Genomic DNA, 22,968 nt, shown 5'->3' with positions numbered 1-22,968 from the left:
CTGCTCTGAATGGGGAAGTTGAAGAATAAACAAGTCAGGGGGGATAAGATGAAAGTATTCGTTTATGGCGGCAGTGAGACACTCGGTGAATACATTTTAAAGCAGCTGGATGAAAAAGGGCATGAAGCGGTGACGATCGTCGAGGCTGAGAACAGGGCGGAGATGTTGGAGCAGCTGGGTGCAGTTGACGTCATCATGTCGGAGGATGGGAGTTTTAAGCGCGCGCTCGCCGGTGTGGATGCCATCATCTATATTGCAGGGGCAAGCCCCGGGTCGGGGGGGAGCCAGGATGCTCTGATCGATGCGGAAGAAGTGGTCAGGTCACTGGAAGAAGCGGAATCGAACGGAATCGAACGCATCGTCTACCTGAGCCCGGTCCGGCTGGATGAATCCGATGAGTCGAAGAAAACAGGCGGTAAGGATGAGCCGGAAAAATGGATTGAGTCGAGCGGTTTTTCCTATACGATCATCCGGTCGGTGAAGCGGGTCGGCAAACCGGGGTATGGGAAGATCAATCTGGCAGATTCGGCGGGTGAAGGGAATGATGAAATACCTTTTGAAGATGTGGCTGCAGTCCTGGTGGAAGCATTGGAAAATGCGAATACATTCAAGCAGTCATTCGGCATGGTCTCTGGAGATTCATACATCAAAGAGGCTTTGGATTCTTTATGACAATTAAAATGAAAGGGTGGTTCATATGGGAAAAATCACGAAGCATCTGCCGTCGGCGATCATGACGACGTCGATCGCGGCACCGCTTGCCTATATGGCATATATGTATCAGAAAGACGACCGTCAGAAACAGCATGCGATCCTCAGGAATTTCCCGCTGCTCGGACGGGTGAGGTATATATCGGAACATGTCGGCCCTGAACTGAGGCAGTACCTGTTCGCGGAAGACAATGAAGGGGAGCCGTTTTCAAGACTCGAATTCCAGCATGTGGTCAAAGCCGGGAAATACAATGAACGGCTGGTGGGCTTCGGCTCTGACAGGGTCTTTGAAGAAGAGGGCTTTTTCATAAGGAACAGTCTTTTCCCGAAACTTTTAGAGGAAATGAGGGTTGATAATATTGAGAAGACGAACACTTATAAGTACATCGTCGACAATGAGGGACTGTTTTCCCGTAAGGAGCATCGTGAAGAGACGCAGGAGGACCCATATTTCCTGCAGGATGAAGATGCCATCGTCCTCGGTGAGGGTACGTGCCGGCAGCCGTTCCGCCTGAAAGGGCAGGTCGGCATGTCGGGGATGAGTTACGGTGCGCTCGGGGAACGGGCGATCAGGGCGCTCTCAAAAGGACTTGCGCTTGCCGGGGGCACATGGATGAACACCGGTGAAGGCGGGATATCCGACCATCACCTGGCCGGCAATGCGGACCTCATGATGCAGATTGGGCCGGGGCTGTTCGGCGTCCGGACACCGGCGGGTGAATTTTCATGGGACGCATTCAGGGAAAAAGCGGAAATGCCGCAAGTGAAAGCATTTGAAATCAAGCTTGCCCAGGGAGCGAAGACCCGGGGCGGTCACCTTGAAGGCCGGAAAGTCACCGAAGAGATCGCGAGGATTCGGTTGATTGAACCCGGTAAGACGGTCAACAGCCCGAACCGCTTCGTCGACTATGATACCTTCCCGAAGCTGTTCGATTTCATCGAAGAACTGCGTGAAGTGGGCGGCAAGCCGGTGGGGATGAAGATCGTCGTCGGCGATATCGAAAGTGTTGAGGAGATGGTGCAGATCATGAAGGAATCGGGTAAAGGCCCTGATTTCATCACGATAGACGGCGGGGAAGGCGGCACGGGAGCGACATATCAGGAGCTTGCGGATTCGGTCGGCCTGCCGATCATGACTGCGCTGCCCATCGTCGATGAGCTGCTCCGTGAATACGGGGTCAGGAACCGCGTGAAACTGATCGCCTCAGGTAAACTGATCACCCCGGACAAAGCGGCCGTCGCACTCGGGATGGGTGCAGACCTCATCAACATCGCACGCGGGTTCATGTTCAGCGTCGGATGCATCATGGCTGAGGTCTGCCATACGAATACATGCCCGGTCGGTGTGGCGACGACGGATGATAATCTGCAGGAGGGCCTCATCGTTGATGAAAAACTCTACCGGGTCACCAACTACGTCAATTCACTGCGTTCGGGACTGTTCAATGTGGCGGCAGCTGCCGGTGTGGATTCACCGACTAAAATTGAACGCAGACATCTTATTTATAAAGACAATCAGGGACGCATCGCTGCAGTGGATAACATGCTGAAACGGGTGCAGCCGGATGAAAATAGTGAATAGGCAGTGCCATTGCACCGGCATGATGCCGGTGCTTTTTCAGTATCAAATTCACCCTGTAATCTGGCTTGGAAGGGGGTTTCACCGGTGCAGCCGGATGGACATATTGATATAATCTTACTTAAGGGATGAACGAGGAACCCTATAAAAGGAGACGTACATATGGAAGGTGAAATGGAAAAACTCGAGTGCCGCGATGAAATACTCGCAATCACTAAAAAGCTCGTCGGCATCAGAAGTGAAGTCAATACGGAAGGGGAGAGGGCACTTGCTGAAACTGTCCACGACATGCTTAAGTCCCACCCATATTTTGAAGCGAACCCGTCACAACTCGTCATGGAGCCGACGGTCAATGATGAACGGGAACGGTACAATGTCATGGCGTATGTCAAAGGGACAAAAGGGAACAGCAACCGTACGGTGGTGCTGATGGGGCACATGGATACGGTCGGTGTGGAGGACTTCGGTGTGCATCAGGAGCTGGCCTTCAAACCCGATGAGTGGAAAGCCCACCTGAAAAGTGAACCACTCCCTGAAACGGTCCAGACCCAGGCGGCATCGGATGACTGGATGTTCGGCCGGGGTGTTTTGGACATGAAGAGCGGGGTGGCAAGCAACCTCTACCTGCTCAGCCATTATGCATCGAATCCCGAGCTGCTTGAAGGCAATCTTGTCCTGATTGTGGAGTGTGATGAGGAGGACGGCTCGCACGGCATCCTTTCAGCCCTGAAGACGTTGAAGCGCTGGCAGGCAGAAGAAGGATTCGATTACGTCGCTGCCATCAATGCCGACTTCGTCGCTCCGGCCTATGCGGGGGATGAGAACCGCTACATATATAAGGGCACGGTCGGGAAGCTGCTCCCTTCCTTCTTCATCACAGGTGAAGAGACGCATGTCGGTTCGGCATTCGACGGACTTGACCCGAATTTCATCGCAGCCGAACTCACACGCCAGATCAGTTACAATCCGGGACTTTCCGATATGGCGTTCGGGGAGGCGACATTGCCGCCGGTGTCGCTGAAACAGACCGATCTGAAGCCGAACTATACCGTTCAGACGGCGCTGTCCGCCTACGTGTACTATAACTTTTTCGTCCATTCATGGTCGCCGGAGAAAGTGCTGGAGCTGTTGAAGGAACAAGCGCATATTGCCTTCCGCAATGCACTCGATACCTTCGAAGCACGGTATCGGAAATATAATGGAATCAGTGATGGTCAGGAAAATACAATCCAGTGGGAACCGAGGGTCTATACATATGATGAGATGGAAGAGCTGCTCAAGGAAACGCATGGTGAGGTTTACGTACAGCACATGAATGCATTCAAGGAGAAGCTTGAACAGGATGAGAGCCTCGATTCACGCATGCTAGCGGCACGTGTCGTCGAAGAGGCATGGCAATTCATGCCGGACAAGAGGCCTGCGATCATCGTATTCTATTCCTCACTTTATTCCCCGCGGGTTGCGCTCAAAGGTGAGGATGAAAATGAACGCACACTGCTTGATGCACTGGACAAAGCGATAGAAGCGGTGCAGCCGGAGTATGAACATCCGATCGTGGCGAAGAATTTCTTCCCGCACATATCGGATATGAGTTTTGTTGCGATGAGTGACGACATGCCGGAAATCGATGACATGATCCGCAATACGCCGTCATGGGGGAAGAAGCTGTCCGTCGAGTACCAGGATGTTGCAGACTTGAACATCCCCGTCATCAACATCGGCCCTTATGGCATGGACGGCCACAAGCGGCTTGAGCGGATGGAGATGACATACTCGCTGGAGATGGTGCCGAACCTGACCAACAGGGTCATCAGACATGTGCTGGAGAGTGAATAAATCCCGTGAGTCCTCATCCAAGGGGACTCACGGGATTTCTCATTCAAACGATATATTTCCTGTCAGTATCAATGTCTCCAGCATCAGCAGCAGGTGTGCGGTCGTTGCCGCATCCTTGAAATCCTTTTCGAGTATCTTTTCAATCTTGCCGATGCGGTATTTGATGCCGCCGATGGACAAGGAAAGGTCCTGTACAGTCTTTTCAAGCTTCTGGTTGTTTTTAAGGAATACATACAATGTGTGGAGGAGTTCTTCGTTTTTATCACCGGGTTCAATCAAGGACTTCAACTCCTGCCTTGCAACGCCGACGATCACTTCAGGGTCAATATTTTCAAGCAGTGTGCTCAAGATCCCCAGGTCCTCATGATGGATGAAGGTCGAGTCTTTAGGGAAGTTGGCTGCCTGCTCCGCTTCTGTGACGCTTGCGGAAAACTGATCCAGTTCAGTGAACTTCTTACTGACGCCCGCCTTGAAACGGAAGGGCGGGAGTTTCTTCGACAATTGATCCATGATGGATTGCAGCATATTGAAGGTGCGTGCGTCATCTTCAAAGTCGTACAGGAAGAGGAGTATATTGTCATCCTTTTGGGTGAGCAGACCATTCAGATTATATAACTTCAATGATTTTGCGATCGAGATGAGGATCTGGTAATGGTCCGTCAGGGCGTCGGGCCTGCTTGAATGGATCGGTTTGATTGAAATCGTATGGAACGGCGGCAGGATTTTCGGCTTCAGATAGCTGGCATGCAGGGCAAGTTCGGCGCTGTTTTCAAACTGTCTGTACACCATGCGGTCGAGAAAGTTGATCTTCAACCGTTCGGTCGTCTCAAAGCTCACTTTTTCATTGAGGAAAAAGAGGCTCGTCGCCACAGCCAGGCGCTCCAGATAAAGATGGTCATTGCACGGGATTTCCTCTGCATCCACATAAATGAAACCGCAGTATCCCTCGATACGTTCGTTGAGCAGGATGGGCGCCGTCATGATGTAACCGCTTTCCAATCTGTGCGCATCGGTGTCATGGCCGCCGAACTGCCCACTTTGGAAAATCTGCTTCACTTCCTCCGGGGAGGGGACACTGCCTTCCTGGAAAAGTATATTACCCTCCGCATCCGTGATGATACTGGTGATCGTCAGAAGATCTGCGACTGTCTTCAGCAGCTGGGGCAGGCCTTTCTGCTTCGCTATACTTTCAGTGATGCGGCTGTGGAAATCGGACACTTTGTCGAGCAGCCTGGTCTTCTCCAGGAGTTGATCATAAGTGCCTTCAAGTTCATCCACGAACTTTTGATCATCGTAGATCGGTAAAGTTTCCCCGTGCAGCGCTTCCCAGTCGCTTCTTGTGTTCACTTCGAATGCGCATTCCGCATCGCCTCGTGCGCAGCATGTCACTTCTTTGACGAAGATCTCTTCTCCGCAGAATGTCGTCATCATACCGCTGGCGAAGCCGCTGAGTATGTAACAGGAACATTCATCGGACATGCCGAAACTTTCGAGCTGCATGCCGACTTCGAATGAATCACGCCAGACACCGCCCAAGTCCTCAAACTGCACAAAGTTATTTTCATAGGTGAGTGTGCCCCTGCGTTCTATATCCGCTACATGACCGAGCCCTACATGGAGGTCTCGGATCTCCTCGACCAGTGTCTCCAGATCTTTGGGGCCGGAGAGCATTTCTTTCGCCTTCTCAATCCCAAGGTCCTTCCCGAAACGCAGCAGGAAGCGTTTAGCTTTCTCCTGTCCGAGATATTCTATCAGTACTTTCCTCATCAATCCGAACGTGGCTGAAGTGACGACAAGGTCGTTGGCTTGTAATTTACCTGGTTGAAACAGGGTCATGGATTGACCTCCCATAAAAGTGTTATATAGCCCATAATAAAGAGCGGTGTTTGAATTTTCAATAAATTATACTGAGAATTCGATAAATTACGATAAAAATCGATATTATATTTAAAAATCCTATCCGTTACTATGAGAGTGTAGCAGAATAACAAAGGGGGATACAAAAATTGGCAACTTTTGAAGTTAAGAATTTACAGACAGAAGGATTCAACACGGTATATGCCCACGGCGGCGAAGGACAGGATGAGGCAGTGTTCTTCCTGCACGGCTCAGGACCGGGGGCGAACGGACTTTCAAACTGGAAAAAGGTGCTTGAAGTCATGGGGGAAAAGTACGAAGTCTTTGCACCGGATTTCGTTGGTTTCGGAAACACTGAAATACCGGAAAATACGGATTTGACATTTTGGCAGTGGACGACATTGCGTGTCAAACAGGTTCTCGGAATCATGGAACATCATAATATTGAAAAGGCTCATCTTGTGGGCAACTCGATGGGCGGCGTCATTTCGATGCATGCGATCATGTACGACGAAACCAAATTCGACAAATTGGTGCTCATGGGCAGCGGCGGCGGCAAGACCCCGGGTCCGACACCTGAAATCATAAGAATGAAGGGATTCTTCAATGATCCTACGATCGAATCACTGCGCAACCTGATCAAATGGTTCGTATACGATGAGACTGTACTCGGTGATGACCTTGAGAGCATCATCCAGACACGATATGAGAATCTCATGCGTTCGGGCATGGAGGAACTGTATCCGACATTATTCCCGGACAACCCGATGGAATTGCTGATTCCGCCAAGTGCATTGAGACGCATCAAGCAGAAGACGCTGATGATCCATGGTTATGAAGATCAGTTCGTACCGGTGGAGGGCAGTCTTGACCTGCTGAAGCATATTCCGAATGCGGAACTCGTCATTTTGAAGGAGTGCGGACACTGGGCGCAGATCGAGAAAGCCGAACGTTTCCTGGAACTGGTCGACCAATTTTTAACCGATGAAATGAAAGTGCTTTCAAATTAGAATGTAAGGGGTGGGACTATGAAAGCGAAAATTTCAGATGAAAAACTCTACAACGAATTGATGGAAAGTGCCAAGAGGGTCGGCATCATTGCCGAACAGGAAGCGGTCGAAGCCGATGACAATGCGACCGTTTCAGAAAATGTCGCGGAGGCCATCGTGGAAGGTGGCCTGAACCGCCTCATCATTCCGAAAGAGTATGGATTTCCACAAATCGATTTCAACACTTTTGCAGATATCGTCAGGACGGTCGGTTATCATAACCTGTCCGCCGCCTGGCTGACATACTTCTATGCACTGCACAACTCATGGGTGGCTTTCCTGCCGAAGAAGCGGATGGATGAGATCTATGAGGACGGCGGATTGCTTGCAGACATTTTTGCACCGATGGGTAAAGTCGAAAAAGTTGAAGGTGGCTTCATACTCAATGGCAAATGGAATTTTGTAAGCGGTATCAATCATTCCGAATGGATATCCGTGGGCGCGACTTATTTCAAGGAAGGTGTTGAGGCGCCTGACCGCATCGGACTATGCATGCGCGTCTCGGATCTCGAAGTGATCGAAAACTGGGATTCGCTCGGACTGCGGGGGTCGGGCAGCAACAGCGTGGCAGCAGAAGACCTCTTCGTACCGGATGACATGGTCATTTCATTCAATGAGATGATCATGAACCGCAAGCCCTACAAGGTGGAAATCGATGAGGATTATCTGTACTACAATGTATCGTTCTTCCCGGCATTCTACGTCGGCTTCCCGGCGATGAGCATCGGGGCGGCTGAACGGGCAATAGAAGAATTCATTGCACGGACCAAGAAGCGCAGACGTTTTGACGGTACGAACGAAGGGGAGTCGCCGAAGAGTCAGCGCGTTGCTGCGGAAATGACTTTGAAGCTGAAAGCCGCGAAAGGCTTGATGAAAGAATACATCGAGATGCTGGAGAGTGACGAAGGGCAGTATAATCCAGGGGAATACAACGGCATCCGCGTGCACATCATCCAAAGCTGCCTGGAGATTGCGAATCGCGCAGTGGCGACGCTTGGGGCGAGTGCCCTGGCGAAGGGGCAGCCGCTCGAAATGATCCTGAGGGATCTGATGGCGATCAGCACCCATGTCACGTCACTTTATGAAGATGGCATCGACAACTACGGCAAAGCGTTATTCGGCGTCGAATCCATGGCGATGGGATAAAAAAAGAAAACAAAGGGGATAAAACTATGGAAAATGTGAGATATGAACTGTTACCGGAAATCGCGAAACTGGGACATGTGGCTCTTGAAACGACGGACCTGGAGAAATCATTATGGTTTTTCGAGGAAGTCGTGGGCCTGGAGAAGACGACCGTCGAAGACGGTGTGCACTACCTGCGGGCATGGGGCGATTTCGACCATCATACACTATCGATCAAGGAAGGCCCTGAAGCACGAGTGGACCATATCGCATGGAAAGCGAAAAGACGGGAAGACATAGGGAATTTCATGGTCCTCCTCCGCGAAGCGGGTGTGGAAGTGGAGGAAGTGAAGGCCGGCACTGAGACGGGGCAGGGGGATGCCATCCGTTTCCAGCTGCCTTCCGGACATAACTTCGAAATCTACTTCGATATGGAAAAACCTGCGGTGGCCGATCCGAAACGTAGGTCAGTACTGAAGAACCAGCCATACAAGGCATGGCGCAAGGGGATTTCACCACGCCGCATCGACCATGTCAACATCGGGACGAACACGGATCCGACAGCGATCATCGAGTTCCTGCAGGAGAAGCTTGGCTTCAAGCTGCGTGAATACTTGAAGACGCCCGATGATAAAGTCGGGGCGGCATGGATGAGTGTCACGAACCTCGTCCACGATATTGCGGTGATGGGACGGCCGGATATAGAATCGGCGCATGAAATCCACCACCTGTCCTACTGGTCCGATAATGCACAGGACATCCTGCGTGCAGCGGACATTCTTGCAGACCATGGCATACCGTTCGTCGGCCCGGGCAAACATGGGATATCGCAGGCGATGTATATATACGTGGTGGACCCGGGCAGCGGCGTCCGTCTGGAACTCTTCTCGAATGGATATCTGATCTTTGAACCGGATTGGGAGCCGATTGAATGGAAAGCCGAAGAAATGGCGGTCGGTTTTACATTCTGGGGTGAGCAGTCGGGCATGAGGCCTGAGGATTTAACGACCATTTCAGCGGGCGAGCCGTTGAAGAGCGCTAAAAAAGTTTAGAAGGGGATGAAGCATTATGGATGATCGTCAGTTCAGGAATGCGATGGGCAAGTTTGCAACGGGAGTCAACGTGATTGCGACGGAAGTCGACGGGGAAGTGCACGGCATGACCGCGAATGCGTTCATGTCCGTCTCCCTCGACCCGAAATTGATCGTGATCTCGATCGGGGACAAGGCGAATATGCTGGAGCGCATCCGTCAGAGCGGCAAGTTCTCTGTCAATGTGCTGTCCTGCGAGCAGCAGGAGGAATCCATGCGGTTCGCCGGACAGAAGCAATTCGAGGATAAATTTGAATTCGATCAGCTCGGGGAGACGCCGGTGGTGAAAAATGCATTATGCCAGCTGTCCTGCGAAGTGTATAACGAACATGTCGAAGGGGACCATGTGCTCTTCATCGGCAAAGTGAATGAGCTGGTTTTGGAAGAGGGCGATCCGCTGATTTTCAACTGTGGCAAATACCGCAGGCTGGAAGCGCTCGAGGAAGTCTTGAGCAAATAAAAAGTATTCGACTATTTCAGAAGGGAGGTGGCCGTGGATGGAGATCATTCATCTGGACGAATCAAATCTTGAAGAATGGCAGAGCAGGACGAGACGGAATGTCATCGCCCTCGGATTCTTCGACGGTGTGCATAAAGGCCATCAGAAAGTCCTGCACACAGCAAGGCGGATTGCGGCGGAAGAAGATGCAGCATTCGACGTGATGAGTTTCTTCCCGCACCCGAAAACGGTCCTGTCGGATGGCAGGATCAATATGGACTATCTCATGCCGCTTGAGGAGAAGGCACGTGCACTCGAAGCTTTCGGTGCAGACCGTTTCTATATCGTGAAGTTCACGAAGGCATTCGCCTCCCTGCTGAAGGAAGAATACATTGAAGCTTATTTGGAACGCATGGGCACCATCCATGCCGTGGCAGGGTATGACTTCTCCTATGGCTACAGGGGGGAAGGTACGATCGACACTATAGCATCCGACTCCGGCGGGTGCATCACTGCATCGCGGGTCGAAAAAGTGGCCTATCAGGGGGAGAAGATCAGTTCGACCCGCATCAGGAGTGCCATACTGAATGGCCGGCTCTCCGAGGTGGAGCAGCTTATGGGGAGGAAATACCGGACGTGCGCTGAAATTTCACGGGGGTATCTGTCCCTGAAGCCGTATTATATGCTGCCTCAGGACGGCGTCTATGATGTCATCATCGATACAGGCCGAAGGCGCCACCATTCCCAGATCCACGTGGACAACCGTGCTCAGAAGATTTCCTTCACCAGGCGCTGCCTGATGGATGAAATCGATCGGAATGAAATTGCCATCACATGGGATAGCAGGGTCGCAACATACTCCGACTATCAACTGATCGCACAATAGGAGGTTTTTAAATGGCAATCACCAGGTTGCTTGGAGAGGAAATTTATGAAGCGGAAAAGGGTGTGAAGCCCATTCCGCCCATCACCGGAAGCCATCCGGACATCACGGTGGAGGAAGCCTATCGGGCCCAGCTCCAATATGTTGAAAAAAGGCTTGCGGATGGCACGGCAATCGTCGGCAAGAAGATCGGACTGACGAGCAGGGCCATGCAGGAGATGCTCGGCGTCGACCGTCCGGACTACGGCCATATTCTGGATGACATGGTCTTCAGCGAAGACACAGCAATCGATACAGGCCGCTTCATCGCACCGAAGGTGGAATTCGAAATCGCCTTCGTGTTGAAGGAGGACATCGATGGTGCCAAGGTCACTCTGGAGAATGTGGCGGATACCATCGACTACGCATTGCCGGCGGCTGAAATCATCGACAGCCGCATCCGGGACTGGAGGATCAAGTTCGAGGATACCGTAGCCGACAACGGCTCATCAGCCGGCGCAGTACTGGGCGGGGGACATGTACCTCTGAAGAACATCGACCTCCCGTCTGTGAAGATGGAAGTCTTCAAAAACGGTGAAAAGATCAGCGAGGGTGAGGGTGCCGCCGTGCTCGGGAATCCGTTGAAAGCCGTCGTCTGGCTGGCGGAGGCACTGCATGAATACGGCATTTCACTTAAAGCCGGGGAAATCATACTCGCCGGAGCGTTGACCAAGGCGGAAGCAGTCAGAAGCGGTGATACATTCAAAGCCACTTTTGATCACCTGGGCGAAGTGGAAGTCACTTTCTCATGAGGTTTGGCACAATCGAATGGAACAGGAAGAAGGGATGCAAGCGGGCATCCCTTCTTCCTGTTCAATGCATCTAATATTCATCCGGGTTAAAGCTGCCGCCCGGGTTGTCCTTCGTCGGCATCATCGGCATGAAGGGGAGGAGTTCCGCCTTGGCCACGTCATACACACGTGCAAGTTCTGATACAGGGTCCTCGTGTTCATCGACGCGCAGATCGACGAAGGGATATTCTTCCGTGTCGAAAACCTTCAGTGCCGCCGACTGCTTACCGCGCTTATCCCCGCCTGCCGCCTGGCCGGCCTCCAGCGCCCGCAGCAGCCGCTCCGACAAATCCAGCCCGGTGTGGTTTTCAAATGCCGCTTTCATATCCGTGAGCGTCTCTTCATTGACGAGCATGTTGCCTGCCACGACAAAACCGTCACCTTCGAAGTGATTATAGTAGCCGTCACACTCATTGCCCGAAAACGCTGCGGTGCCGCCATCATTATCGACGATCGCGAACTGCCTGTGCTCCAGGTTGATCTCTTCTGCCATTATCTTCTCCTTCGCTTCCTGCGCGGACATGCCCGAGGAAAGGTACTCCAGTCCGCGGATGCCGATGTAAGGATTGACGAAGGACTGCGTGGCGACCGCCCCGACACCTGCTTTCACGAAAGGGCACAGCATGCCCACACCCGGCAGTTTGGTGGATACTGCGATGCCGAGCTGTCCGGTTTTTGCGCAGCGCGCTGTGATTGAAAATGTATTGAGTTTAACCATATTGATCATATCCCCCTATTTTTATGGAATGGTTTGTGTTCTGCATCATCTTTTTTCAACTGCTTCGGTTCCGGCAGCTTCCCTGATTTTACGTGCGATCAAATCCCAGGCGGCCTGTGCTTTTTCTTTCGGACCGAGATGTGTGAACGCGTGGGAACAGCCTGTGAAAAGGACATCCTGCACGCTGACGCCTGCTGCTCTTAATTTATCGGCATAAGTTTGTGCCTCCGGCCTGAATGCATCGTGCTCGGCGATGAGGATGAGGGCAGGGGCCAATCGGTCGTTCACATCAGCACGTACCGGGGAGGCGAGGGGGTTCCAGGCCATCTCCCTTTTGGGTACATAGCACGCATTCAAAAAGTGTGCCACCTGCGGGAATTTCGCGCGCAGCTTATTGGGCTCGGGTTTCTTTGCATACGAGGTGATGAAATCCAGCATCGGGTAGGACAATGCCTGCAGGAGTGGCTGCTTTTCCGACTTTTCCTCAAGATGGAGGCAGAATGCAGCGGCAATGTTGCCGCCTGAACTTTGACCGCCGACCATCACTTTTTCGGGGTCTATGTCCAATTCCTCCGCATGTGCCTTCATCCATCGGTACACGTCATAGCTTTGTTCGATTGCTTCAGGAAAAGGGTATTCCGGCGCTTTCACATAATCGATGTTGAGGACCACGCACCCCGTCTCATTGGCGAGATACCGGCAATACGGGTCATCCATCTTCATATCATTCATTATGAAGGCACCGCCGTGGAAATTGATGTAGACGGGAGGCTTTTTATGCTCTGTCTCCATTGGATAATATAGTGATATGGCGGTGGGGCCGGCGGATGTATCGACGGTGAGATCCTTTTTGTTTTTTACTGGCTGGTGATCAACCAACGGATTTTTAGCTGCCTTGTTTGGAAAGAGCCTCAGTAATTTTGCAATGATGACTTTGGGCATGACTGGCTGACCTCGCTTTATTTTTTAAATTCATATGTAAAATTTCGTGGACATCGGCTGGAAGGAAGAGGAAGACGATTTATTTAACATTGATCTTCCGTCCTTTCCAGTTCACTGTACGCAGTATATATACCCGGAAGATGGAGTAGACGAACACGCCTGCAAAAAAAGAGAACAGGATGGGGTGGAATATGAAAATGAACCTTTTGAAATCCCCGCACCTTCGGGCAAAAATCATCGTCTGCAAGGCATAAAGGAGATATACCACTCCGGTGAGCACAATGAGCACAAGATCCATGGCGATAAGTGAAGAAATAAATGCCCCGGTGCTGATGAAACTGCCGGAGATCCAGATGATGGTCATCAGCATGACTATAGGGTGGGTCGCCTTTGAACCGAGCGCAAAGCTTTTGCACCAGCCCTCCACAAGGCTTTTGAAGCCTTCCGGATACATGCGGAAGGAGATGACGCCTTTGCCGCCCATGCAATGCACAGGCAGATCCCGGTCAAGATACGCCTGACCCAATGCCAGGTCGTCCATGATGGCTTCCTGGATTCCTTTATGTCCGGCTGTGGAAAGGTAATCCGCCCTGTTGGACAAGATGCAGGGACCGAACGAGCCTGCAGGTTCAAACCGCTTTCCCCAGACGGTGAATACATTCATCCCCACGACCACAATCACGTTGAAGATGGCCGACAGGTTCTCATACATATCCTCGATGCGGTGAAAGGGCTGCAGGGATAATATGCCTTTTGCCCCTTTCCGGCGGTACAGCGCCAACAGATTCCGAAGACTGTCAGGGGTGGAAAAGCGCGTATCGGCATCCAAAAACAACAGCCATTCTCCTTTAGAATGCTGCACACCATGCCAGCAGGCTGAAGATTTTCCTGCCCCGGCCGCCTTGGAGTCATTATGCAGCACTGTAGCATCAAAAGCCGACGCCACAGAAACGGTGGAATCGGTGGAATGATCATCGACGACCAGGACTTCAAATGATCTGAAGTCCTGCTCCTGTAAGGATTTCAGCAGGGAAGAGATCCTTTCCGCTTCATTTCTCGCAGGGATGATGATGGATACAAAAGGATACCCGGCATCTTCATCCCGGTTGACAGGGCGGGGCAGGGACCGGAACATCATCATTCCAACACCAATTGCCAGAAGACCCAGTATAATATTGATCATCATAACTTTCTCCCCCTCTTAATTCATTCGTCGTCATTGATGAGTTCCCCGGCAGCGATGCCGGCTGACAGCAGTACAATCGGGACACCTGCGCCCGGGTGTGTGCTGCTGCCGGTAAAATATAAGTTGACGCAGCTCGGTGACTTGCTCTGCGGCCGCCTGTGGATGCTTTGGGAAAGGGTGGGCTGCAGACCGAAGGCGGCACCGTTATATGAATTGAATCTCGACTCGAAATCAAGCGGTGTGAAGTGAGCTTCTGTAACGATCTCCTGCCCGATGTTTTCAAATCCGCGTATTTTCTTCAAAGTCTCCAAAATGTATGTACGGTAGTACTGCACCGTTTCATCATTCCACTCATAATCAGCCGTGCCGAGGTCGGATACGGGCATCAGGATATACAGTCCGTCCTTTCCTTCCGGCGCGAGCGTTGGATCGAGTTTAGAGGCGATATAGACATAGAAAGCCCCGTGTTCCAATCTTTTTCCTTCAAAGATGTCCTGCATGTTCTTCTCGAGTGATTCATTGAAGATGAAGTTATGGACATTTTCGACGTCTTCATATTTCCGATCCATCCCCAGGTAGAGGAGGAAGGCGGAGCACGAATATTTCATGCCATCAATTTTCTCATCGGTGAATTTCCCTTTGGCCAGAGGACTTTTCACCAGGTTTTTCATCGCATATGGAAAATCGGCGTTGCAGACTATAAAATCGGCATCGATTTTCTTATCATCAACCTTGATGCCGGTCGCTTTCCGGTCATCGATGGAGATTTCCTGCACGCTGCTTCCATAGTGGATTTGGCCGCCAAGCTCCTTGAAAAGCCGCTCCATGGCCGTTGCCATGGTATACATCCCGCCTTTGATGAACCATATCCCGTACAGAAATTGAATCATCGGGATCATGGAATAGAAGGACGGCCCGTTGAAGGGGGAGACGCCGATGTACAGTGTCTGGAAACCCATGATCTGCTTCAGGCGTTCGCTGTTGATGTACCTCCCGATGAAATTGTCGGCTGTCCCCACCAATTTCACTTTCGGTGTTTTTCTGATCATCGAAAGATTGTAGAAGTCCCTTCTTCTGTGGAAGGGACGTTTGAGAATATTGTCCTGTGCGAAGATGAACCCTTTATATATATCATGCAGATAGTGCAGGAAACCCTCGGTGTCCCCCGGACTGATGGATTCGATCGTCCTGGTCAGCTCGGTCAGGTCGGAGGAGATGTCGATGGGTGCACCCGGTGTGTCACTGAAGTACACGCGGTACATGGGATCCAGCTTTTCCATCGGGATGTAGTCGTCGGGGTCACGGCCGCAAAGCTCGAATATTTCACGGTACAATTCCGGCATCATCACGATGCTCGGCCCCAGGTCGAACTGGTAGCCATCTTTTTCAAGCCGGTTCATCTTGCCACCCGGAGTGGCGTCCTTTTCATGGATCTCCACCTGATAGCCGGCATGCTGCAGTCTGATGGCACTTGCGAGCCCCGCCACACCTGCACCGATGATGATCACTTTTTTTGTCATGCATACACCTCTTTCCCTTTAAAGATGAAAATCCTGGAATAATGTTAAACTGCCGGGTCAGGACAGCATCTTTTTGATGCGTCCGCGGTTATATCGCTGGGTGATGATGAAGGGCATGTTGAAGCCGACCGCATAGACGATCATCAGCCAGCCCACCAACGGCGGGTTCCAGAGGAAGAACAGCGGGGCCGGCACGATCGACAGCCAGTGTGTCAGCTCAGCCCGCTTCGTCTCCATGGCAAATGTCCGAAGGTCTCCTCTGTTCATGCCATGGAGTGATTTCTTCTGATACCCTTTTCTGAACAGCGTGGCCCCGTCGACCAATCTGCTTTTCCATGACTTCACCCGGAACAGCTGATGCCAAAGTCCGCCATATTTTTCCCATGAATAGATGCGGGACCAGAAAGCGTTGTTCCGGAAGGCTGCCGGCGGGAGCTTCAAACACATGATTGAAATGGCCATGTGGAAGAAGAACCAGGCGAGTATATCTACGACGATGGTCCAGAACAGGGGTAATGAGATTACTTGCATGGCGGGGTCTCCTGCCTTTCTTCAAAACTCGCAGCATTCTTCTGCGGAATCATTTTAAAATTTCATCAAAAAGGAGGGATCAATCACCCTCCGAATCCCTTTCGGCGATCTGGTCGCTGACATGCTGGCCGCTCAAGGTCACCATCGGCATCCCGCCTCCGGGGTTCACCGTGCCGCCGACGAAGTAGAGGTTGTCATAGTGCGCGCTCTGCTTTGGATGCTTGAACCCCTTGTTCTTCTTGCGGTCGGAGAGGGTGCCGTAGATGGCGCCCCGGTCGGAGCCGTACACCTGCTGGATGTCCTCCGGTGTCCATACATCCTTTGTTACGATATTCTCCCGCAGATCTGTCAGGCCCATCTTTTCAAGCTTGATCAGCGTCAGCTCTGCAAACCGCTCATAGTCTTCAGCAGTGAACGGTTCGTCCTGTATATGTGGGATGTGGGGGAGCACCTTCAGATTCTCATGTCCCGGCGGCGCCTGGTCCGGGTCCGTCTTATTGGGATTCACAAGGTAGATGACCGGATCATCCGGCAGTTCATGCTTATGGAAGATCTTATCCATCTGCTTCTTCATATCTTCTGCAAAGAAGAAATTATGATGGGCAAGCTGGGGGTAAATCTTCTTCACCCCGAGGTGCATGACCAAACCGGAGCTCGCAGGCTCGAATTTCTTTTTGATTTTCCGGACATATCCTTCATTTCCGCCGATCAGCTGTTCATATGTCGGAATGACCTCCATATTGGAGACGTAATAGTCTGCATCGAGTTGTGTACCATCATCCAGAACAGCACCGGTGATCCTGCCTTCCGCATTCCGGAGTTCACGGATGTGTTTCCCCGTATGAAACTTCACGCCGATTTCTTCAGCAAGCTGTACGAGCCCCTTGGCCAGATTGTCCATGCCGCCCGGTACATACCAGACGCCCTGATCATGCTGCATGTATATCATCATATTCAATACAGCCGGCGCATCGTATGGGGAGGAGCCGACATATTTGATGAAGTAGGACAGCATATCCTTGAACTGCTTGTTGCTGATCCGCTTATCGATCGCCTGGTGTACAGTTGAAAACAGATCAAAGCCCCTCAAGGTGCTGAACACACCCTGATATTTAAGGATGTCCTTTTCATCATCGACACCTTTGAAGTAGCTGTTTTCTGTCGTATCATATATCCTCTTGGAGTAGGCGAGCAGTCTTTCATACTGCTTGATGTCCTTTTTGTTCAGTGACGGATTCTTTTCCTGCATATCATCGATGTCTTCATACAGGTCGATGACATTGCCATCGGGGAAGAAGGAACGCCATTGATGATCCAGTTTGACGGTCGGAACATAATCCTCCATCTTCTTCCCGCTTCCGGTAAAGAGCTTTTCAAACACTTGCGGCATCGTCAGGATGGATGGGCCGAGGTCAAAACCGAAACCATCCTGCTCCAGGCGGTTCAGCTTCCCGCCGAGGTGGGTGTTCTTTTCATATAACGATACATCATATCCCTTTTGAGCGAGGGAAATGGCGGCGGATAACCCTCCGAGTCCGCCGCCGATGATCAGTGCGCTTTTTTGTGGCATTCGACACATCTCCTTGAATCAGCAAATAGCTGTTATACATTGCGGTTTTTGTGTTATTGATGCATACGCTCAGTTCATGAATCTTCATAATGATGCTCGTATAAAGTATTCCAATTTAGAAAGTGTTCAAAGATTTAGATATTTATCATACTGATATTATACCAAAAAAATACAATGATGAATATTTAGAGGTATGATACATCCAACGGTTCACAGCAAAAGGCGAGTATGCCATTGTGATTGTGTCTTTGTAGATTTTGCATATATATTGAAATCGAAATCAACGGAAGGAGTGCCTATGGCATGGAAGAAAAGAACTATGAGTTGCCGATGGATGAATACATTGAACTGCCGTGGGGTCGAAGATTCCAGGGACGGTGCAAAACAGTGCCTGTCGCTGATAGAAAAGAAAAAATAGACAAAATATATGGTTTTCACAATATGAGCGTCATGAGATAGCGTTCTGTAAATGTGATGGATGGAAATGTACAGTGTGCATCGATGGGGGTGACAGATGATGTGAGGCTGGCGGCGAAGGAGAAAGGGTTCATTGTTCATGAACTGGCAGCCGCGTTGAGAGGGTCAGAAGACTATGGACATTATGCAAAGGAAGTCCTGGCCACATACTTCTATATGGGGAACGGAGAAAATCACCCGCCTGTCCATACACCGGAATACGACTTCATCGATACACAGATAAAGGAGGTTTGTGAAATATTTAAAAGTCTAGTGGGAGTCGAATGATGGAGCGTTGATTAGTGTAAAGTATATTAAAGAAGCCAAAAGAAGAATGATTATTTATGAGTGAAAGTATGATATATAGTAAATTAAAAGGGAGAAACTCCAATGATAAATCGGGAATATTCAAGTAGTTATTAATGAAATGTTGGGAAGGTATTTATAATAGATTTCCATCAATTTGTAGCCACCCTAATAGATCTGTTGCAAGGTGCATTCTTGCTAGGATAACTTGAAAGATTTCTTCTTCCAAACAATCAAGAACAAACTTTTTCCACCTTGAGAACCTTATCAGTGCAAAATGCACTCTATATGAAGGAGGGACTATACTTGAAACAATTAATAGATGAAACCATCAATGGTACGGCAGTTGTCAAAGGGAATGGAGAAGGCCAAGTTGTTAGTACACGAGTTCCATTAAGCTTCTGGGGTGGGCTCGATCCATCCAATGGGAAAGTGATTGATCAATATCATCCGTTAAATGGTATTGAAGTAGCTGGGAAAATCTTTATTTTACCAGAAGGAAGAGGGTCCTGCACGGGCAGCGTTGTATTACTAGAAGCAATATTATCGGGGAATGCTCCCAATGGTATCATCCTTCGGCAACCAGATGAAATTATCACTTTAAGTCGATAAACATAATAATCTTCTGTCCTGAATGGAAGCCCGCGAGAAAGCCAGGACTGGACCTCAAGGATGAGGAAGTGGAAAAACTGAAGGGTCTGATAGAGAAGTGGGACTGATGGAAAGACCGGCCGAATGGTCGGTCTTCTTATTTATCCTTAAATGTCTAATTATTCTTCATACATAAATCTACAAAAAATAATTTCACTCACAGCAAAATAAACATTGACTTTTTACTGTGAGTGAAATATTATTGTTTTAACAGAAAATTCAATTATGTAAGCGGATTCTAAAGGGGGATGAGAAATTGAAAAGAATTTTATTAAGTTTGTCTTTAATTTTGATCGTGTTGATGAGCGCGTGTGCACCTATCAAAACCGTACCTGAAGGCGAGAAGAAAGTTCATGAGTGGAGGTTGGTCACTCATCAAATAGAAGGAACCTCACGGTATGATGGGACTATTGAACCATTTGTGGAATCTGTCGAGGAGATAACAAACGGACAGTTGATTATAGAGCCCTACGGTGCAAATACATTATTTCCGAATAATGATACATTTGAAATGGTTCAAAATGGTGTAGTTGAAATGGCTGCGATTTATACAGGATTCTGGACGGGCAAAGATCCAGTTTTTAATTTAGCCGGGGGGACGATACCAGGTGACCCTATCAATGGTTTTGAAGAGCACTTCTACAGATCAGATAGATTGGAACCCATCACTACGAAAGCATACGAACAATTTGGTATTACGAACCTTGGAGCGTTTGATTACGCACCCGAAGAGATGCTTATGTCGAGGGTGCCCATTGAAGGTATAGAAGATTTTAAAGGTAAAAATATTCGTGCAGCAGGAGTGGCCTCGAGCTTTTATGGAGAATTAGGAGCCTCTGCAATATCGCTTTCTGCTCCTGAAATATATACAGGATTGCAGTTAGGAACCGTAGATGCAGCAGAATTTAATGACTTTCTCGTTAATGGAGAAATGGGTTTAGATGAAGTAACAAGATATGTAATAGAGCCAGCGATTCATGTAGGTCCGAGTACTGATAAAGAATTAATCGTTAATGAAAATGCATGGGAGCAGCTTCCTGAAGAACTGAAGGCGGCTGTATATGTGGCAAGAGATAAAGTGAGGTACGAATCTGCAATTGCATATGGAGTGGAAAGTCAGAAAGCAGAGACTGAATGGAAAAATAATCCAGATATAGAATTCATTGAATTACCTGAAGAAGATATTGAAGAGATGCGAGAGATAGGGTTTGAATATTTAATGAACCAGAGAGAAGAAAGTGATCTAAGTAAGGAGTATATTGATGAGTATGCAAAAGTTTTACAGGAATTAGGGTATGAGGAAGAAGCAAAAATACTTGGATACTCAGAATGAAGGAGGATAATGAATGGGAAAATTAATAAAAGGCATTGAACTAATATCCGAGTACTCTGGGAAAATTGCTTATTATCTAATCATTCCTCTGACTATCGTGGTATTCTACACTATTATAATGAGGAGGTTTTTTGGCAGTTATCCGGAATGGGGCTTTGAAGTAACAATCTTCCTGTTCGGGATAATGATTCTGCTCATTGGTGCGGATACTTTAAGAACTAAAGGGCATATATCAGTTGATATAATACAAAGCTCTATCAAAGGTACTGCCGCAAAAACACTGAATATTTTTACTTGCTTAATAATAATTGGTGTGGCTTTACTACTTTTTCTCAAAGGTATTGATTTATCTCTAGAGTCAACGATGATTCAAGAACGTTCAGCTCATCAAACTTCGTTTAATCCAATAATTTGGTGGTTTAAATGGTTCATACCTATTGGTGCTTTCCTTTTATTATTGCAATCATTAGTAGAACTTTTAAAAGTCATAACAAAAAAGGGGGACGAGAATGGAACTGATATTTGATTATGCCCCTTTGTGGATGTTTGTTCTATTGCTCATACTGTTGTTCCTAGGTGTACCAATCGCATTCTCACTTGCCGGAACAGGCGCTTTGTTTGCTTTACTTCTCTGGGGATATGATAGTACAGCTTTATTAACGAGTGGCGCTTGGAACATAATGAACAATTATACATTGATAGCCATTCCACTCTTTATATTCATGTCAATATTGTTAGAGAAATCGAATATAATTTCAGATTTGTTTGATGCTATTTATAAGTGGTCAGGGCCCTTAAGAGGAGGTCTTGCTATAACTGTCATTATAGTTGGAGCTATAATTGGTGCCATATCAGGTGTAGTAGCAGCAGGAGTTATAGGCTTAGGGTTGATTGCCTTGCCTCATATGATGAGATACAAATATAACGAGAATTTAAGCTTGGGAACAGTAATGGCTGGAGGGACTTTGGGTCAACTTATACCCCCTAGTTTAAATATGGTTGTCTACGGAGCCATAACTGGGGTTTCAGTTTCAAGTTTATTTGCTGGAGGATTAAGTGCGGGCTTGCTTCTAATCACACTTTTTATACTATACATATTGTTTATGGCGTATAAAAATCCCAAAAATGCTCCTGCATTATTAAAAGAAGAACGTGTCTCATTGAAGGAAAAGTTTATTGCTTTAAGAGCGGTTATACTACCTTTACTTTTAATAATTTTAGTCTTAGGGTCGATATTTGCTGGAGTAGCAACTCCGACAGAGGGGGCAGCCGTCGGAGTTATAGGTACTATTCTAATAGCTGTCGCAACTAAGAGGTTAAGTTGGTTAAAGGCAAAAGAGGCTGTTAAAGAGTCGGGTAAAATGACTGGAATGGTGGCGTGGATATTAATTGGAGCAGCAATATTCAGTGCTGTATTTTCAGGTATTGGCGGTAACCAAATGGTCTCTGAACTGGCAGCCAATGCTCCAGGTGGCGAGTGGGGAGTATTAATCTTTGCTTTGATTTTTATCCTTATTCTAGGTATGTTCTTAGAAACCATGGCACTGATTATGCTGGCCGCCCCAATCATAAGTCCTATTATAATTGAAGCAGGATTTGATCCTCTATGGTGGGCAATCTTATTTATGGTAGTGTTACAAATGGCATTTTTAACTCCGCCTTTCGGGTTTGCAATATTTTATCTGAAGAGTGCGGTTGGTGACAAAGTCAGCATCAGTAAGATATACAAAGCAACAGTCCCATTTATAATCATCCAATTAATAGCTGTTATTTTGATTATCTTATTACCAGTGTTAATCACATGGTTACCAAATATAATGAGTAGATAAATTAAAAAAAGGAGTAGATTTTAATGAACAAATTTGAGGGAGTATTTCCAGTATTGATCACACCAATGAACGAGGACTACAGCGTGAATTATGAAGGATTGAAGGAGAATGTCCAGTATTTCCTGGAGGCGAAAGTGGCGGGCATCATCATCGTCGGCTCGACGGGGGAGTTTGCGTCCCTGGATGATGTGGAGAAGGAGAAAATCATCACGCAGGTCAGTGACCAGATCAAGGACAGTGATACGAAACTGCTGGTCGGCATCGCGGATGAGCGGACGGATAAAGTGATCGAGTATGCGAAATTCGTTGAGCAGACGAACGCGGACGGTCACCTGCTGATCAACTCATTCTACATGACGCCGACGGAAGAGGAAGCGTTCCACCAGTTCAAGGATGTCAATGATGTCGTGACGAAGCCCATCATGATGTACAACAATCCCTTCACGGCAAACGTGGACCTTGAAAATGAGACGATCTACAAAATCGATCAGGAGCTGGACAACGTCCAGTACATCAAGGAATCGAC

General features: G+C 48.8%; 23 protein-coding genes. 16 read left to right on the top strand and 7 right to left on the bottom strand.

What is annotated here, in order from left to right:
- Positions 1-48: 48 nt before the first annotated feature.
- The 3 genes from BUA12_RS11305 to BUA12_RS11295 all read left to right on the top strand — a co-directional run bounded on the left by BUA12_RS11305 (position 49) and on the right by BUA12_RS11295 (position 4,126).
- Complete coding sequence (locus BUA12_RS11305; protein WP_072710727.1) at positions 49-672, top strand: NAD(P)H-binding protein; 624 nt, start codon at positions 49-51, stop codon at positions 670-672.
- 25 nt (positions 673-697) lie between these two features.
- Entirely contained in the window at positions 698-2,293 is a 1,596-nt protein-coding gene (locus tag BUA12_RS11300) for an FMN-binding glutamate synthase family protein (protein ID WP_072710726.1), read from the top strand.
- A gap of 159 nt (positions 2,294-2,452) precedes the next feature.
- The gene (locus tag BUA12_RS11295; RefSeq protein WP_245772813.1) at positions 2,453-4,126 is read left to right on the top strand and encodes a M20/M25/M40 family metallo-hydrolase; all 1,674 of its coding nucleotides are present in this window, start codon (positions 2,453-2,455) and stop codon (positions 4,124-4,126) included.
- 39 nt (positions 4,127-4,165) lie between these two features.
- Here the strand turns inward: BUA12_RS11295 and BUA12_RS11290 are convergent, their stop codons facing one another.
- Entirely contained in the window at positions 4,166-5,962 is a 1,797-nt protein-coding gene (locus BUA12_RS11290; RefSeq protein ID WP_072710725.1) for a V4R domain-containing protein, read from the bottom strand.
- Positions 5,963-6,132: 170 nt separating this feature from the next.
- On the opposite strand from BUA12_RS11290, the gene BUA12_RS11285 reads away from it, so the two are divergent.
- Genes BUA12_RS11285 through BUA12_RS11260 form a run of 6 tightly spaced genes read left to right on the top strand, consistent with a single transcriptional unit; the run spans position 6,133 to position 11,361 of the window.
- Positions 6,133-6,993, top strand: coding sequence for an alpha/beta fold hydrolase (locus BUA12_RS11285; RefSeq protein WP_072710724.1), 861 nt, complete (start codon positions 6,133-6,135; stop codon positions 6,991-6,993).
- Between the two features lie 18 nt (positions 6,994-7,011).
- Positions 7,012-8,178 carry an acyl-CoA dehydrogenase family protein gene (locus BUA12_RS11280; protein WP_072710723.1) on the top strand — a complete coding sequence of 389 codons (1,167 nt, stop codon included), beginning with the start codon at positions 7,012-7,014 and terminating at the stop codon, positions 8,176-8,178.
- 26 nt (positions 8,179-8,204) lie between these two features.
- Positions 8,205-9,209: a VOC family protein gene (locus tag BUA12_RS11275; RefSeq protein ID WP_072710722.1), complete on the top strand. Its 1,005-nt coding sequence runs from the start codon at positions 8,205-8,207 to the stop codon at positions 9,207-9,209.
- A gap of 16 nt (positions 9,210-9,225) precedes the next feature.
- On the top strand, positions 9,226-9,708 hold the full coding sequence (locus tag BUA12_RS11270; RefSeq protein ID WP_072710721.1) for a flavin reductase family protein: 483 nt from the start codon (positions 9,226-9,228) through the stop codon (positions 9,706-9,708).
- A gap of 37 nt (positions 9,709-9,745) precedes the next feature.
- Positions 9,746-10,573 carry an FAD synthetase family protein gene (locus BUA12_RS11265; RefSeq protein ID WP_072710720.1) on the top strand — a complete coding sequence of 276 codons (828 nt, stop codon included), beginning with the start codon at positions 9,746-9,748 and terminating at the stop codon, positions 10,571-10,573.
- Positions 10,574-10,584: 11 nt separating this feature from the next.
- On the top strand, positions 10,585-11,361 hold the full coding sequence (locus tag BUA12_RS11260; RefSeq protein ID WP_072710719.1) for a 2-keto-4-pentenoate hydratase: 777 nt from the start codon (positions 10,585-10,587) through the stop codon (positions 11,359-11,361).
- Between the two features lie 70 nt (positions 11,362-11,431).
- Here the strand turns inward: BUA12_RS11260 and BUA12_RS11255 are convergent, their stop codons facing one another.
- The 6 genes from BUA12_RS11255 to BUA12_RS11230 form a co-directional block, all read right to left on the bottom strand.
- Positions 11,432-12,118, bottom strand: a complete 687-nt coding sequence (locus BUA12_RS11255) for a DUF1028 domain-containing protein (protein ID WP_072710718.1) — start codon at positions 12,116-12,118, stop codon at positions 11,432-11,434.
- A gap of 45 nt (positions 12,119-12,163) precedes the next feature.
- Positions 12,164-13,060: an alpha/beta hydrolase gene (locus BUA12_RS11250; protein WP_072710717.1), complete on the bottom strand. Its 897-nt coding sequence runs from the start codon at positions 13,058-13,060 to the stop codon at positions 12,164-12,166.
- A 79-nt stretch (positions 13,061-13,139) separates the two neighbouring features.
- Positions 13,140-14,246 (bottom strand): glycosyltransferase family 2 protein, encoded by a 1,107-nt coding sequence (locus tag BUA12_RS11245; protein WP_084670168.1) that lies wholly within the window; start codon positions 14,244-14,246, stop codon positions 13,140-13,142.
- Between the two features lie 20 nt (positions 14,247-14,266).
- Entirely contained in the window at positions 14,267-15,766 is a 1,500-nt protein-coding gene (locus tag BUA12_RS11240) for a phytoene desaturase family protein (protein WP_072710716.1), read from the bottom strand.
- Between the two features lie 57 nt (positions 15,767-15,823).
- Positions 15,824-16,297, bottom strand: coding sequence for a glycosyl-4,4'-diaponeurosporenoate acyltransferase CrtO family protein (locus tag BUA12_RS11235; protein ID WP_072710715.1), 474 nt, complete (start codon positions 16,295-16,297; stop codon positions 15,824-15,826).
- Between the two features lie 79 nt (positions 16,298-16,376).
- Entirely contained in the window at positions 16,377-17,867 is a 1,491-nt protein-coding gene (locus BUA12_RS11230) for a phytoene desaturase family protein (protein ID WP_072710714.1), read from the bottom strand.
- 303 nt (positions 17,868-18,170) lie between these two features.
- Here BUA12_RS11230 and BUA12_RS13110 point away from each other — a divergent pair, with 303 nt between their 5' ends.
- The 7 genes from BUA12_RS13110 to BUA12_RS11200 all read left to right on the top strand — a co-directional run.
- Positions 18,171-18,326 (top strand): hypothetical protein, encoded by a 156-nt coding sequence (locus tag BUA12_RS13110; RefSeq protein ID WP_178138266.1) that lies wholly within the window; start codon positions 18,171-18,173, stop codon positions 18,324-18,326.
- 42 nt (positions 18,327-18,368) lie between these two features.
- On the top strand, positions 18,369-18,611 hold the full coding sequence (locus BUA12_RS11225; RefSeq protein WP_072710713.1) for a hypothetical protein: 243 nt from the start codon (positions 18,369-18,371) through the stop codon (positions 18,609-18,611).
- 324 nt (positions 18,612-18,935) lie between these two features.
- Positions 18,936-19,241 (top strand): aconitase X swivel domain-containing protein, encoded by a 306-nt coding sequence (locus BUA12_RS11220; RefSeq protein ID WP_072710712.1) that lies wholly within the window; start codon positions 18,936-18,938, stop codon positions 19,239-19,241.
- A 295-nt stretch (positions 19,242-19,536) separates the two neighbouring features.
- Positions 19,537-20,613 (top strand): TRAP transporter substrate-binding protein DctP, encoded by a 1,077-nt coding sequence (gene dctP, locus BUA12_RS11215; protein ID WP_072710711.1) that lies wholly within the window; start codon positions 19,537-19,539, stop codon positions 20,611-20,613.
- A 13-nt stretch (positions 20,614-20,626) separates the two neighbouring features.
- Positions 20,627-21,139, top strand: a complete 513-nt coding sequence (locus BUA12_RS11210; protein ID WP_072710710.1) for a TRAP transporter small permease subunit — start codon at positions 20,627-20,629, stop codon at positions 21,137-21,139.
- Positions 21,123-22,442 (top strand): TRAP transporter large permease, encoded by a 1,320-nt coding sequence (locus BUA12_RS11205; RefSeq protein WP_072710709.1) that lies wholly within the window; start codon positions 21,123-21,125, stop codon positions 22,440-22,442. Before BUA12_RS11210 ends, BUA12_RS11205 begins: the two co-directional genes overlap by 17 nt.
- A 23-nt stretch (positions 22,443-22,465) precedes the next feature.
- The coding region (locus BUA12_RS11200; protein WP_143146137.1) for a dihydrodipicolinate synthase family protein at positions 22,466-22,968 on the top strand (503 nt) is incomplete at its 3' end.

The sequence above is a fragment of the Lacicoccus alkaliphilus DSM 16010 genome, from assembly GCF_900142805.1.
GTDB classification, from domain to species: Bacteria; Bacillota; Bacilli; order Staphylococcales; family Salinicoccaceae; genus Lacicoccus; species Lacicoccus alkaliphilus.
Note: the sequence above shows the minus strand (reverse complement) of the source record. Positions and strands in the feature narration are given on the sequence as shown.

Excerpts from the sequence above, each read along its gene's own strand:
- BUA12_RS11240 (WP_072710716.1), bottom strand. The coding sequence starts at position 15,766 with ATGACAAAAAAAGTGATCATCATCGGTGCAGGTGTGGCGGGGCTCGCA.
- BUA12_RS11280 (WP_072710723.1), top strand. The coding sequence starts at position 7,012 with ATGAAAGCGAAAATTTCAGATGAAAAACTCTACAACGAATTGATGGAA.
- BUA12_RS11305 (WP_072710727.1), top strand. The coding sequence starts at position 49 with ATGAAAGTATTCGTTTATGGCGGCAGTGAGACACTCGGTGAATACATT.
- BUA12_RS11245 (WP_084670168.1), bottom strand. The coding sequence starts at position 14,246 with ATGATGATCAATATTATACTGGGTCTTCTGGCAATTGGTGTTGGAATG.
- BUA12_RS11225 (WP_072710713.1), top strand. The coding sequence starts at position 18,369 with ATGGGGGTGACAGATGATGTGAGGCTGGCGGCGAAGGAGAAAGGGTTC.
- BUA12_RS11265 (WP_072710720.1), top strand. The coding sequence starts at position 9,746 with ATGGAGATCATTCATCTGGACGAATCAAATCTTGAAGAATGGCAGAGC.
- BUA12_RS11300 (WP_072710726.1), top strand. The coding sequence starts at position 698 with ATGGGAAAAATCACGAAGCATCTGCCGTCGGCGATCATGACGACGTCG.
- BUA12_RS11270 (WP_072710721.1), top strand. The coding sequence starts at position 9,226 with ATGGATGATCGTCAGTTCAGGAATGCGATGGGCAAGTTTGCAACGGGA.
- BUA12_RS11235 (WP_072710715.1), bottom strand. The coding sequence starts at position 16,297 with ATGCAAGTAATCTCATTACCCCTGTTCTGGACCATCGTCGTAGATATA.
- BUA12_RS11205 (WP_072710709.1), top strand. The coding sequence starts at position 21,123 with ATGGAACTGATATTTGATTATGCCCCTTTGTGGATGTTTGTTCTATTG.
- BUA12_RS11210 (WP_072710710.1), top strand. The coding sequence starts at position 20,627 with ATGGGAAAATTAATAAAAGGCATTGAACTAATATCCGAGTACTCTGGG.
- BUA12_RS11255 (WP_072710718.1), bottom strand. The coding sequence starts at position 12,118 with ATGGTTAAACTCAATACATTTTCAATCACAGCGCGCTGCGCAAAAACC.
- BUA12_RS11295 (WP_245772813.1), top strand. The coding sequence starts at position 2,453 with ATGGAAGGTGAAATGGAAAAACTCGAGTGCCGCGATGAAATACTCGCA.
- BUA12_RS11290 (WP_072710725.1), bottom strand. The coding sequence starts at position 5,962 with ATGACCCTGTTTCAACCAGGTAAATTACAAGCCAACGACCTTGTCGTC.
- BUA12_RS11275 (WP_072710722.1), top strand. The coding sequence starts at position 8,205 with ATGGAAAATGTGAGATATGAACTGTTACCGGAAATCGCGAAACTGGGA.
- BUA12_RS11230 (WP_072710714.1), bottom strand. The coding sequence starts at position 17,867 with ATGCCACAAAAAAGCGCACTGATCATCGGCGGCGGACTCGGAGGGTTA.
- BUA12_RS11260 (WP_072710719.1), top strand. The coding sequence starts at position 10,585 with ATGGCAATCACCAGGTTGCTTGGAGAGGAAATTTATGAAGCGGAAAAG.
- BUA12_RS13110 (WP_178138266.1), top strand. The coding sequence starts at position 18,171 with ATGGAAGAAAAGAACTATGAGTTGCCGATGGATGAATACATTGAACTG.
- BUA12_RS11250 (WP_072710717.1), bottom strand. The coding sequence starts at position 13,060 with ATGCCCAAAGTCATCATTGCAAAATTACTGAGGCTCTTTCCAAACAAG.